Origin of the sequence: Streptomyces sp. NPDC046909 (assembly GCF_040644695.1) — a bacterium.
In the GTDB taxonomy this organism is placed as follows: domain Bacteria; phylum Actinomycetota; class Actinomycetes; order Streptomycetales; family Streptomycetaceae; genus Streptomyces.
The window spans coordinates 143,392-155,497 of sequence record NZ_JBEYXC010000005.1 but is presented as its reverse complement, the minus strand read 5'-3'; the positions used below and the strand labels follow the sequence as shown (position 1 = coordinate 155,497).

General features: G+C 71.2%; 11 protein-coding genes. 3 read left to right on the top strand and 8 right to left on the bottom strand.

The window, feature by feature from the left end; translation table 11 throughout:
* Window positions 1-10 precede the first annotated feature (10 nt).
* Genes ABZ928_RS17765 through ABZ928_RS17755 form a run of 3 tightly spaced genes read left to right on the top strand, consistent with a single transcriptional unit; the run spans window position 11 to window position 3,037 of the window.
* Window positions 11-871 carry a fructosamine kinase family protein gene (locus tag ABZ928_RS17765; RefSeq protein WP_361519221.1) on the top strand — a complete coding sequence of 287 codons (861 nt, stop codon included), beginning with the start codon at window positions 11-13 and terminating at the stop codon, window positions 869-871.
* Between the two features lie 24 nt (window positions 872-895).
* Window positions 896-1,762, top strand: coding sequence for a sugar nucleotide-binding protein (locus tag ABZ928_RS17760; RefSeq protein ID WP_361519218.1), 867 nt, complete (start codon window positions 896-898; stop codon window positions 1,760-1,762).
* Between the two features lie 60 nt (window positions 1,763-1,822).
* The gene (locus tag ABZ928_RS17755; RefSeq protein WP_361519215.1) at window positions 1,823-3,037 is read left to right on the top strand and encodes a PQQ-binding-like beta-propeller repeat protein; all 1,215 of its coding nucleotides are present in this window, start codon (window positions 1,823-1,825) and stop codon (window positions 3,035-3,037) included.
* A 23-nt stretch (window positions 3,038-3,060) separates the two neighbouring features.
* Here ABZ928_RS17755 and ABZ928_RS17750 read toward each other — a convergent pair whose 3' ends face one another.
* The 8 genes from ABZ928_RS17750 to glnT all read right to left on the bottom strand — a co-directional run bounded on the left by ABZ928_RS17750 (window position 3,061) and on the right by glnT (window position 12,022).
* Entirely contained in the window at window positions 3,061-4,458 is a 1,398-nt protein-coding gene (locus ABZ928_RS17750) for a cytochrome P450 (protein WP_361519213.1), read from the bottom strand.
* 163 nt (window positions 4,459-4,621) lie between these two features.
* Complete coding sequence (locus ABZ928_RS17745; RefSeq protein WP_361519211.1) at window positions 4,622-5,917, bottom strand: ammonium transporter; 1,296 nt, start codon at window positions 5,915-5,917, stop codon at window positions 4,622-4,624.
* A gap of 102 nt (window positions 5,918-6,019) precedes the next feature.
* Complete coding sequence (locus ABZ928_RS17740) at window positions 6,020-6,634, bottom strand: XRE family transcriptional regulator (protein WP_059190389.1); 615 nt, start codon at window positions 6,632-6,634, stop codon at window positions 6,020-6,022.
* 9 nt (window positions 6,635-6,643) lie between these two features.
* On the bottom strand, window positions 6,644-7,729 hold the full coding sequence (locus tag ABZ928_RS17735; protein WP_361519209.1) for an FAD-dependent oxidoreductase: 1,086 nt from the start codon (window positions 7,727-7,729) through the stop codon (window positions 6,644-6,646).
* A complete protein-coding gene (locus ABZ928_RS17730; RefSeq protein WP_361519207.1) occupies window positions 7,726-9,045 on the bottom strand; it encodes an FMN-binding glutamate synthase family protein in 1,320 nt (439 codons plus the stop codon). Before ABZ928_RS17730 ends, ABZ928_RS17735 begins: the two co-directional genes overlap by 4 nt.
* A gap of 107 nt (window positions 9,046-9,152) precedes the next feature.
* On the bottom strand, window positions 9,153-9,827 hold the full coding sequence (locus ABZ928_RS17725; protein ID WP_361519205.1) for a glutamate synthase: 675 nt from the start codon (window positions 9,825-9,827) through the stop codon (window positions 9,153-9,155).
* Complete coding sequence (locus ABZ928_RS17720) at window positions 9,815-10,672, bottom strand: glutamine amidotransferase (RefSeq protein ID WP_361519203.1); 858 nt, start codon at window positions 10,670-10,672, stop codon at window positions 9,815-9,817. The genes ABZ928_RS17725 and ABZ928_RS17720 overlap by 13 nt, the downstream gene beginning before the upstream one ends.
* A 33-nt stretch (window positions 10,673-10,705) precedes the next feature.
* Window positions 10,706-12,022 (bottom strand): type III glutamate--ammonia ligase, encoded by a 1,317-nt coding sequence (gene glnT / locus ABZ928_RS17715; RefSeq protein WP_361519201.1) that lies wholly within the window; start codon window positions 12,020-12,022, stop codon window positions 10,706-10,708.
* Window positions 12,023-12,106 lie beyond the last annotated feature (84 nt).

Below are 12,106 nucleotides of genomic sequence, written 5' to 3'. Positions count from 1 at the left end.
AGGAGGTCCGATGACTCACTCCGTGCCCGAGACCGTGGCCGCCGCGGTCACCGGGCAAGTGGTACGGGCGCAGCGGCGGCTGGCCTCGGCGGTCACCGAAGTCGACCTCGACGGTGGACCGGTGGTGGTCAAGGACGCCGGAAGTCCGGACGCGGCGCGGGCCGAGGGCGCGGGGCTTGAGTGGCTGGGCGATGCCGGTGCGGTGCGGGTGCCGGTCGTCCACGGCCGGGACGGGCGGTGGCTGGTCACCGGGTGCGTGGCGCAGGGACGGCCGAGTGCGGCGGCAGCGCTGCGGTTCGGCCGGGATCTGGCCGCTCTGCACGCGGCCGGTGCGGACGCGTTCGGGGCGCCGCCGCCCGGAGGGCCCACCGAGGCGTATATCGGGCAGGCCCCGATGCGGAACGTGGTGGGCGGTGACTGGCCCGGCTGGTACGCCGAGCACCGGGTGCTGCCGTATGTGCGCCAGGCCGTCGACGGCGGTGTCCTGCGGTCGGCCGAGGCGACCGTGTTCGAGCGGGTCTGCGCGCGGCTCCCGGAGCTGGCCGGACCTCCCGAGGAGCCCGCGCGGCTGCACGGGGATCTGTGGAACGGCAACGTGTTGTGGGGTGCCGACGGGCACGTCTGGTTGATCGATCCGGCGGCGCACGGCGGGCATCGCGAGACGGACCTCGCGATGCTGAGCCTGTTCGGCTGTCCGTACCTCGCGGAGGTGGTGGAGGGCTACGAGGACGCCGCGCCGCTCGCCGCCGGATGGCGCCGACGCGTCGGACTCCACCAGCTCTTCCCGCTCCTGGTCCACGCGGTGCTCTTCGGCCGCTCCTACGCCGACCAGGCCCTCGGTACGGCGCGGGAGCTCCTGGCCGCGCACTGAACCGGCGCCCTACGGTAGGGCGCCATGAAGGTACTGATCATCGGCGGCAGCGGGTTTCTCGGAACGGAACTCGTACGCCAGGCGACCACTGCGGGCCTGAAGACGGCGGCGACGTACTGTTCCCGTCCCGGCAGCGCTCGCGGAACCTCCTGGCACCGACTCGATCTGCGGGTCCCCGAACAGATCGACGAGGTGCTGGAGGCGGTTGCCGCGGACGCCGTCGTCAACGCGACCAGCGGACACGACGACTGGTCGGTCACCGCCGACGGCTCGATCCGCCTAGCGATGGCCGCCGCGCGGCGCGGGTGCCGGCTGGTCCATGTCTCCACCGACGCGGTGTTCTCCGGTTCCCTGACCCACTACGACGAGAGCTGTCTGCCGGATCCGGTGACGCCGTACGGTGCGGCGAAGGCCGCCGCCGAGAGCGCGGTGCGGCTCCTGGTGCCGGGTGCGGCGGTCGCCCGCACCTCGTTGATCATCGGGGACGGTGGATCCGCGCACGAGCGGATGGTTCACGGCTTGGCCGAAGGAACCGCGGACGGCGTGCTGTTCACCGACACGATCCGCTGCCCGGTCCACGTCGAGGACCTCGCCGCCGCACTCCTGGAACTCACCGAGTCCGACCACGCCGGCATCTCCCACCTGGCCGGACCCGACCCCCTCAGCCGTCACGAACTCGGCGTCCTCATCGCCCACCGCGACGGCCTCGACGCCACCCGGCTGCCTGCCGGACGCCGAGCCGACCTCCTCGGTCCCGGAGCACTCGACGTCCGTCTCGACAGCACCGCGACGCAGGCACGCATCCGCGTACGGCTGCGGGGCGCGCGGGAGTTCCTCAAGATTGGTCGGGCAGGGGCGCCCTGCGAGGATGGGAGTTTCACAGGGGGGTGACCGCTGATGCGGAAGTTTCGGGTGGGGCTTGCAGTGGGTGTCGCCGTCGCGGGGTTGCTGGTGAGTGGATGTTCTGCCGGTGATCCCACCGAAGAGGGGCGTGACACCACCGCGTCGACCCCGGCCCCGTCGATCCCGGCCGCGTCGGCTCCTGCCTCCGCCGTGCCCGTGCAGGGCCCCTGGCAGGCCTGGAAGCGCACACCGTCCGGCGGCGAGGCCCAAGCGCTCTGCGACGCCACGAAGCATCAACTCGTGTGCGGCACAGGGGCGGACGGCCTCGTCGGCCGGTCACGGACGGACGGTTCCCTCACCTGGTCCCTACCCGCGACCACCCCCGCTACCGGCACCGACACCGACCAGAGCAACGCACCCGTCCTCGACTCCGCCGACGAACGCGCGCTGATATTCGCCGGCCGTGTGCTCCGGGCCGCCAACCTCCGTACCGGCACCCAGGCTTGGTCCGACCAGCTCCCCGAGGGGCGTGAGTTCGTCCGCGTGGTCGCCGCGGACGGGACCGTCTACGCCCTCGACACGCCGACCGGCGACCACTCGAACACGGATGTCGCGCTCGGCGCGTACCGGGCGTCCGACGGTTCCGCCCTGTGGCACAAGAGCCTCGACGCGGACCCCTCCGGTGGCCTCGCCGCCTTCGGTGGGCGGGTGTACACCACCGACGGCACCCAGGTCACCGCCCGCGCCGCCCGTACCGGCACCGCGACCGCGTCCAGCCCCTCGGGCGTCGAGTGCCCGCGCCTCCTCTCCGGTGGCGGCCACCTGGTGTGCACCGGCAGCCCGGCGTCGGCGAGCGACGTGTTCCCGCCTCTGCGACGCCTCGACACGACGACCCTTCGGCCGCTGGCCACCGCCGAGGACAGCGGCATGAAACCCTTCCGCGGACTGATCACGGCCGACGGCGTGCTGTTGCTGTACGAGGACAGCGCGGAGGACCCGGGCGCCGGCACTTGGTACGCGTACGACCTCGACCAGGCCCGCAGGCTGTGGCGTTACCCCACCACCACGCAGGAAGGCGGCGTGACCGACGGGCGCTTCGTCACCTTCACCCCCGTCAACGATCCGACCAAGTCGCGTGTGATCAGCATCGACCTGCACACCGGACCGGACGGGACGGGCGCGGCCGCGCCCCGCACCTCACCGGTCTATCTGGAGGCCCGGGACGCCGAGATCCCGTCGCTCGTCGTCCCCGGCGGCGACGCGGGCCATGTCGTCATCAAGCCCCGGGCGCACCCCGCCCTGCGCTCCGTACCGCTGCCCTGACCGCCCCGACGCACAGAGCCGGTCTACTTCCCGAACACCATCGTCAACGTGTCCGGCTTGACCGTGATGACCGCCTGCCTGCGAGGCGGGCGGGACGTCACCTCGAAGCGGGGCCAGGTCCGCAGGACGGTCGCGAGGATGATCTGGAGTTCGGCCCAGGCGAAGCTCTCGCCGATGCACTTGCGCCGGCCGTCTCCGAAGGCGAAGAAGGAACCGCGGGTGCTCGGGGCGCGTTCCCCGAGCCAGCGGTCGGGGTTGAAGGTGTCGGGCTCGGTGAAGTGGGCGGGGTCGTTCTGGTGGAGATACGGGCTCCATACGACGTCCGCGCCTTCGGGGATCCGGTACCCGCCGAGGTCGACGTCACGGGTGGTGGTGCGGGTCACCATCCAGGCCGGGCCGTACTTGCGGACCGCCTCCTGCAACACCCTCAGCGAGTACGGCAGTCGGTCCAGGTCGTCGTACTCCAGAGGTCGGTCCGCGCAGACGGAGTCGAGTTCCTCGCGCAGCCGCCGCTCGATCTCCGGGTTCTGTGTCAACTCGAACAGGGTCCACGCCAGTGTGGTGCCCGTCGTCTCGACCGCGCCTTGCAGCAGGGTGATCGCCTCGTCCTGCAACTCCTCGCGGGTGAGTCGCACATCCGCCGTCATCAGCGTCTTGAAGAGCCCGGCCTCCGGCTGTTCCCGCTGTGCGGCGGCCACGTGCGGGCATCCGGCCGCCTGGGCCGACGCCGTGTCACCGGCGGCCGCGTGGTGGTCGATGGCCTGGTCGATGAGTTCGCGGAGCCGGGCCACCCGCCGCTCGTGTGCGCGGTTGGCGGGCAGGGGGAGACGGCTGATCCACGACGGCAGGATCGTCTGCCGAATCGATCCTGCCATGATGGCCGGCATCAACGTCGTGAACTCGACCGCCATGTGGTCGGGCAGGTCGGTGCCGAACACGGCGGCCAGGAAGGCCCCGAGGGCGACCACGTTCATGTCGGCGAAGACATCGCGCGAGCTGCCCTCGGGCCATGCCTCCACGAGGGTCCGGACCTGGTCGATCATGGCCTCGCCGCGGCCGGCGATGTGCGCCTTGTTGAACATCGGCTGCATCAGACGGCGATTGCGCATGTGCGTGTCGCCGTCGCCTACGGTGGCCAGGCCGTCGCCGAAGACGAGCCGCAGCGCGTCGAAGATCCTGCCGCCCTTGGCGAAGCTCACGGCGTCGGTGACGAGGACCCGGCGGGTGAGGAGGGGGTCCGTCACCACGTAGGCGGGTGAGGGGCCGATGCCTATGCGGACGACGCTTCCGTGTTCTCGTAGTGAGTCGATGAAGGGCAGGGGATCTCGGGCCAGCCTGTGTGCGTGGCCGAGCAACGGCAGGCGGCCGGGGGCGGCGGGAGCGGGGGTGGCGGGGGCCGGTGACATGGCGGGGGCGCTCATCGGGCAGTTCACTCCTTGTGGGGTACACATAAACGCCCCCATGCATGCCCGAGATCATCCCCACGGAACCCGAACCTCCCTGATCCCCACATCACGCTCACATCCGGCACCCGTGCCCAGGGCGTGGCAGGCGACTGCCGGCACCCCGGGCACGGGACGGGCCTCACCCGGCAGCGGCGGGCTCCGGGGCGGGGGCGGTGGCCGGCGGGTGCGTGAGGTCGTAGGCGCTCTCCGCGTGCAGGTGGACGTCGACGCCCTCCTGCTCCGCCTCGGGGTGGACCCGCAGGCCCATCGTCTTGTCGAGCGCCTTGGCGATGAGCCAGGTGATGGCGAAGGAGTAGGCGAGTACGGCGAAGGCGCCGACGGCCTGCTTGCCGAGGAGGGAGAGGCCGCCGCCGTAGAGGAGGCCGTCGACGCCGTTGGGGGCGTCCGATGTGGCGAGGACGCCGACCAGGAGGGTGCCGGTGAGGCCTCCGACGAGGTGGATGCCGACGACGTCGAGGGAGTCGTCGTAGCCGAGCTTGTACTTGAGGCCGACGGCGAGGGCGCACACGCCGCCGCCGATGGCGCCGAGGACGAGCGCGCCGACCGGGGAGACCGCGCCGCAGGACGGGGTGATGGCGACCAGTCCGGCGATCGCGCCGGACGCGGCGCCGAGGCTGGTGGGGTGGCCGTCGCGGAGCTTCTCGACGAGGAGCCAGCCGAGCATCGCGGAGCATGTGGCGGTGAAGGTGTTCAGCACGACGACCGAGGCGGCGTTCGAGGACGTCAGCGCGGAGCCGCCGTTGAAGCCGAACCAGCCGAACCAGAGCAGGCCCGCGCCGAGCATCACCAAGGGGAGGTTGTGGGGCCGTTCCTGGGCGCCCTCCTTGCCCCAGCCGATGCGCTTGCCGAGGACGAGGATCACGGCGAGGGCGGCGGCGCCGGAGTTGATGTGGACGGCCGTGCCGCCGGCGAAGTCGATGGCGCCGAGCTTGTTGACGATCCAGCCGCCGGTCACGTTCTCGCCGTCGAAGGCGAACACCCAGTGCGCGACCGGCAGATAGACCAGGGTGACCCAGATGCCGGTGAAGGCCATCCAGGCGCCGAACTTGATGCGGTCCGAGATGGCGCCGCAGATCAGGGCGGCGGTGAGGGCCGCGAACAGGGCCTGGAAGGCGACGAAGACGGAGAGCGGGATGACGGCCTTCGGGTCGTCCTTCATGACGCCGCCGAGGCCGAAGTACTCGGTGACGTCACCGAGGATCCCGGCGCCGCCGATCGAGTCGCCGAAGGAGGCCGAGTAGCCGTAGACGACCCAGATACAGCCGACGAGCGCGACGGCCCCGAAGGTCATCATGATCATGTTGAGGACGCTCTTGGCGGCGACCATGCCGCCGTAGAAGAGCGCGAGGCCGGGCACCATCAGACAGACCAGTGCCGTGCTCGCGAGCATCCAAGCGGTACTTCCGGTGTCCATGCGCACACTCCGCGGAGAGGTCCAGCTACAGGAGACTTCGTTTCACCGCAGTAGACCGAAGGTGCGTTACAGGACACGTTCATGGCCGATTAAAGCCGGGTTTCAGTGCTGCGGGCTGTCCCCGAAGGCCGTCACCGTCAGGAAGCGGATCGGCAACTCCACCAGCCGCTCCGGGCCGTGCGGGGCCTCGCCGTCGAACTGGAGGGCGTCACCGGGGCGCAGGGTGTAGCGGGACTTGCCGTGCCCGTACACCATCTCGCCCTCCAGCATGTAGAGGAGCTCGGTGCCGGCGTGCTGGAAGAGCGGGAAGACCTCGCTCTGTTCGGTGAGCGTGACCAGCAGGGCGTCCATCCGCTTGTGCGCGCCGCGCAACGAGCCGAGCTGGGCGTACTCGTGGCCGACCTTGGTGCCTCGGCGGACGATCCGGGCGCCGTGCCCGGCGGGGACGAAGACGGCCTCGCGTTCGTCGTCCATGCCGCGGAACAGGGCGGTGACCGGGACGTCGAGACCGCGCGCGAGCCGGGAGAGGGTGGTGAGGCTGCACGCGGTCTGGGCGTTCTCGATCTTCGACAGCATGGCCTTGGAGATGCCGACCCGCTGTGCCATCTCGCCGACCGACAGCCCGGCCGCCTGCCGGTACTCGCGGGCCCGGACCGCGATGATGCGCTCCAGGGCCTTGTCGTCGAGGTCCGCCGCGGGTTCCGGTTGATCGGTCACCGGCGCATCCTATGCGGTGGGCTTCAGGCGGAAGCGGTCGTGGGGCTCGGCCCGGCCCGTGGCGAGATCGGCGGCCATCGCGCCGATGAGCGGGGTGAACTTGGCACCCTGGCCGGAGCACGGGGAGACGATGACCAGCGGGCCGTGCCGGTCGAGGACGAAGTCGTCCTTCGGGGCGATGGTGTACAGACAGGTCGCCTCCGCGACCGGGTCGGGGTCGAGACCGGGCAGCCGGTCGCGGACGAAGTCGCTCACCCGGGTGCGCGACGACGGGTCGACGACACCGGTGCGGGTACTGGCGGTGGTGCGGGTGCCCCGGTCGTGCTCGGCGATCTTCACGGCGGGCAGCGGACCGCCGTCGCCGCCCGACGGCAGACCGTACGTCTGCATGAGGTCGTCCTTGAAGACCAGCGTCGGCCACACGACCGAGGGGTCGCGCTGACGGAAGTGGAAGACCTGCTGCTGGGTCACCTTCAACAGCGGCAGCGGGACCGGCAGTCCGAGTTCGGGCAGCCAGGCTCCGGCGGCGATCACCACGGTGTCGGCGGTCAGTTCACGGCCGTCGTCCGTGCGCAGGAGCACCTTCTCCCCCACCTCGAAGCCGGTCACCCGCACCCCGATCCACGCGTCCGCCCCGTGCTCGATGGCCCTGCGTACACACGCGGCGACCGTCTCGTCGGCGTCGATCACCCCGGCGCCCGGGTGGTGGAGGACCGGTCCGTCGAAGCGGACGTACGGCCAGCGCTCCGACGCCTCCTCGGCGGAGAGGACTTCGTGCGGCACTCCGGCCTCGCCGAGCACCCGTCCCAGGCCCTTCGGGTCACGCCCCGCCCCGAAGTCGAGCCCACCGGTCAGGCGCAGCAAGGGAGTCGAGCTGTCGCGCTCCAGCTCGCGCCACTCCTCGTACGCCTGCCCGGTCAGATCCACGTAGAGCTTCTCGCCGTAGGCCCGTCGGAAGATCCGCGAACTGCCGTGCGAACTCCCCCGCTTGTGGCCGATGTCGTACGCCTCGATCAGCGTGACCTCGTGGCCGCGGCGGGCCAGTTGCCAGGCGGTGGCCGCGCCCATCAGGCCTGCACCCACGACTGCGATCACAGGCCCTCCCCGGGGATCCAGTTCGTGCCCGCGAGCGGGACACGGGCCATGGCGGCGGACTCGATCGTAAGCGCCACCAGGTCCTCGGGCTCGAGATTGAGCAGGTGCCCCTTGCCGCAGGCGCGGGCTAGGGTCTGCGCCTCCATGGTCATCACCCGCAGGAAGTTGGCGAGCCGGCGGCCGGCGTCGACGGGGTCGAGGCGGGCGGCGAGTTCCTCGTCCTGGGTGGAGATGCCGGCCGGGTCGCGGCCGTCCTGGTAGTCGTCGAAGTAGCCTGCGGCGGAGCCGAGTTCGCGGTACTCGGCGTCGTACTTCGGGTGGTTGTCGCCGAGCGCGATCAGTGCCGCCGTGCCGATGGCGACCGCGTCCGCGCCGAGCGCGAGGGCCTTGGCCATGTCGGCGCCGCCCCGGATACCGCCGGAGACGATCAGCTGGACCTCGCGGTGCACGCCCAACTCCTGCAAGGCGCGAACGGCTTGGGGCAGTGCGGCGAGGGTGGGGATGCCGACGTGCTCGATGAAGACGTCCTGGGTGGCGGCCGTGCCGCCCTGCATACCGTCGACGACCACGACGTCCGCGCCCGCGTGCACGGCGAGCTTCACGTCGTAGTACGTCCGGGTCGCGCCGACCTTCACATAGATCGGCTTCTCCCAGTCGGTGATCTCGCGCAGCTCCAGGATCTTGATGGCGAGGTCGTCGGGGCCCGTCCAGTCGGGGTGGCGGCAGGCGCTGCGCTGGTCGATGCCGACGGGCAACGTCCGCATGCCCGCGACCCGTTCGGTGATCTTCTGGCCGAGCAGCATGCCTCCGCCGCCGGGCTTGGCGCCCTGGCCGAGGACGACCTCGATGGCGTCGGCCGCCCGCAGGTCGTCGGGGTTCATGCCGTAGCGCGACGGCAGGTACTGGTAGACGAGGTGCTTGGAGTGGCCGCGTTCCTCGGGCGTCATTCCGCCGTCACCGGTGGTCGTGGACGTGCCCACCTCGCTGGCCCCGCGTCCGAGGGCCTCCTTGGCCTGGGCGGACAGGGCACCGAAGCTCATGCCGGCGATGGTGACGGGGGTCGCGAGCCGCAGGGGGTTCTTGGCGTGCCGGGTACCGAGCACGACGTCCGTGTCACAGCGCTCGCGGTAACCCTCCAGCGGATACCGGGACATGGAGGCACCGAGCAGCAACAGATCATCGAAGTGCGGAAGCTTCCGCTTCGCGCCCCAGCCACGGATGTCGTAGATGCCGGTCTCGGCGGCACGCTGGATGGCGTGAATGGTGGCGCGGTCGAAGGTCGCCGACTCGCGCAGGCCGTGGGATGCGGGGTCCAAGGTCAACTCCTCTGGAATGGCTGAGTTGTAGCGCCCCGTAAGGGGCGCGGGGAACTGCGCGACCAGCCACACACGGCCCGCAGCCAAGAGACGGCCGTCCGCCGGAGCTAATACGCCCCCGTGTTGTCGACCTTGAAGTGGTACAGCTCCCGAGCCGACCCGTAGCGCCGGAACCCCGCCGGGTCCTCGTCCCGCTCGGCCGCTTTGAGCAACTCGGCGAGTTCGGTGAGGTGTTCGGGCCGCATCTCCTTCTCCACGCAGTCCGCGCCCAGCGACTTCACCGCGCCCCGGACGTAGATGCGGGCCTCGTACAGCGAGTCCCCGAGCGCGTCACCCGCGTCCCCGCAGACCACCAGGCGCCCGGCCTGCCCCATGAACGCGCTCATGTGGCCGACGTCTCCGCCGACGACGATGTCCACGCCCTTCATGGAGATACCGCAGCGCGCGGACGCGTCGCCGTCGATCACGAGGAGTCCCCCGTGGGCGGTCGCCCCCGCCGACTGGGACGCGTTGCCGCGCACGCGCACCGTGCCGGACATCATGTTCTCGGCGACCCCGGTACCGGCGTTGCCGTGCACGGTGACGGTGGCCTGCTGGTTCATGCCGGCGCAGTAGTAGCCGACGTGGCCGTCGACGTCGACGGTGAGGTTCTCCCGGATGCCGCAGGCCACGGCGTGCGCACCGCGCGGATTGAGCACCCGCCAAGCCGCCGCGGGCGCCTTGTGCAGGGCCTGGTTGAGGTCGCGCACGGAGGTCTCGGCCAGGTCGATCAGCGTCGCCATACGTACACCTCTTCCGGCTCGGGTTCGAAGATGCGGGCGTCCTCGATGCCCGGCAGGACGTCGAGGGCCCGGTATTCGGAGGCCATCGCGACCCACGCGTCGGTCTCGGCGACGAGCGCCGGCTTGCAGGCGATGGCGTCCCGGACGACCGCGAAGGCGTCGCCGGTGGAGACGAGCAGGGTGTAGAAGCCGTCGAAGCGTTCGCACAGCAGCCGCAGCGCCTTCTCCAGGTCGGCGCCCTGTTCGAGGTGGTGGGCGATGAAGCGGGCGCCGACCTCGGAGTCGTTCTCGCTGTCGAACTCGACGCCCTGGGCGCGCAGTTCGCGGCGGATGGTGGCGTGGTTGGCGAAGGAGCCGTTGTGCACGAGGCATTGGCCCGGACCGACGGAGAAGGGGTGGGCGCCCTCGGGTGTCACGGCCGACTCGGTGGCCATGCGGGTGTGGCCGACGCCCTGCCAGCCAGTGACGGAGGCGAGCCCGAAGGAGTCGGCCAACTCGACCGGATTTCCGGTGCCTTTGAGGACGGCGAAGCCTTCGCCGGAGCCGATGATCCTGGCGCCGGGCAGCGCGGCGGCGACTTCGGCGGGGGTCGCGTGCACGACGGTGGTGGCGTCGGCGTCGTGGGCCGGCGTGCCGGGCAGGGCTTCGGCGACCTCGGCCGGCGAAATGCCCAGGACCGATACGACGGTTCGGCCGGGCGGCGACAGGCGCGGGTCGCCGTAGACCGCGACGCCCGCGGAGTCCGGGCCGCGCTCGACGACCTGGCCGAGCATCGCGGTCAGCAGTTCACCGAGCCGCGGTTCGAGTGCGGGCTCCCGCAGATGGAGTCCCACGATTCCGCACATCTCAAGTCCCTTCGGAAGGCGGGCGGGAGGCGGTCAGAAGGCGGTGAGATAGCGGTCGAGCTCCCAGGAGCCGACCGTGGCGTGCCAGTCGAAGAACTCCTCGCGCTTCAGGTCGGCGAAGTACCGGCTGACCCCCGGCCCGGCCGCGTCCAGGGCGCCGCTGATGACCTCGTCCTCCTGGAGCGCCTCGACGGCGTGCAGCAGGGTGGGCGGGAGTTCGGGCCCCTTCCCGGCCGCCCCTGGCTCACCGGGGTCGAGGCCGCGTTCGATGCCGTCGAGGCCTGCGGCGAGGGCAGCGGCGGCGGCGAGATACGGGTTCGCGGCGCCGTCTCCGCCGCGCAGTTCGATGCGGTTGCCGTCGGGGACGCGGATGAAGTGGGTGCGGTCGTTGCCGCCGTAACTCGCCTGGCGCGGTGACCAGGTGGCGCCCGAGCGGGTGGAGAGCGCGCCGGTGCGCTTGTAGGAGTTGACGGTCGGCGCGATCACGGCCTGGAGTGCCCGGGCGTGTTCGACGATCCCGGCGACGAAGGAGTAGGCGAGCGGGGACAGGCCGAGGCCGCGTCCGTCGGCGGCGTCGGGGAAGGCCGGCTCGTCGCCCCGCCACAGTGAGATGTGCAGATGCAGGCCGGTGCCGGTGCGGTCGGTGAACGGCTTCGGCATGAACGTGGCGGTCATGCCGCGCTGTTCGGCCAGGACCGAGACCAGGTACCGCATGGTGATGACCCGGTCGGCGGTGGTGAGGGCGTCGGCGTGCTTGAAGTTCTGCTCGAACTGGCCGTTGCCGTCCTCGTGGTCGTTGGCGTAGTTGCCCCAGCCGAGGGAGTTCATGGCGCTGGAGACCGCGGTGAGGTGGTCGTACATCCGGGTCAACCCGCGTGCGTCGTAACAGGGTTGGGCAGCGGTGTCCTTGGGGTCGGCGACGCTGAGTACGCCGTGCTCGTCCCGGTTGACGAGGAAGTACTCGACCTCGGCGCCGACCGACGGGGCGAGCCCGTGGGCGGCGGCCCGCTCCAGCAGGCTGCGCAGGATGACGCGCGGGGCGTACGGCCAGGGCTCGCCCTCCACGTACGGGTCGCAGTGGACGAGGGCGAGGCCGGGCTTGACGAACGGGACGGGTGTGTACGACCGGGCGTCCGGACGGGCGATGACATCCGGGTCGCTGGGCTGCTGGCCGAGCGCGCCGGCGGCGTATCCGGCGAACCCGACGCCCTCGTCGCGGAGTTCCTCGACGGCCTGCGCGGGGACGAGCTTGGCGCACGGTTTGCCGGTCAGGTCGACGAAGACGGCCAGCACGAACTCGATGCCGTCGGCGCGGACGAGTTCGGCGAGATCGGGGGCGGCGGTCACCATGGGCCCCTCCTTAGGGTGTCCACTGTGGTGAATCTTTGTTGCACATGAGTAGACCCCGAGGGCGTTACAGAGGGATTTCCGGCG

Excerpts from the sequence above, each read along its gene's own strand:
- ABZ928_RS17745 (WP_361519211.1), bottom strand. The coding sequence starts at position 5,917 with ATGGACACCGGAAGTACCGCTTGGATGCTCGCGAGCACGGCACTGGTC.
- ABZ928_RS17760 (WP_361519218.1), top strand. The coding sequence starts at position 896 with ATGAAGGTACTGATCATCGGCGGCAGCGGGTTTCTCGGAACGGAACTC.
- ABZ928_RS17765 (WP_361519221.1), top strand. The coding sequence starts at position 11 with ATGACTCACTCCGTGCCCGAGACCGTGGCCGCCGCGGTCACCGGGCAA.
- ABZ928_RS17725 (WP_361519205.1), bottom strand. The coding sequence starts at position 9,827 with ATGGCGACGCTGATCGACCTGGCCGAGACCTCCGTGCGCGACCTCAAC.
- ABZ928_RS17720 (WP_361519203.1), bottom strand. The coding sequence starts at position 10,672 with ATGTGCGGAATCGTGGGACTCCATCTGCGGGAGCCCGCACTCGAACCG.
- glnT (WP_361519201.1), bottom strand. The coding sequence starts at position 12,022 with ATGGTGACCGCCGCCCCCGATCTCGCCGAACTCGTCCGCGCCGACGGC.
- ABZ928_RS17750 (WP_361519213.1), bottom strand. The coding sequence starts at position 4,458 with ATGAGCGCCCCCGCCATGTCACCGGCCCCCGCCACCCCCGCTCCCGCC.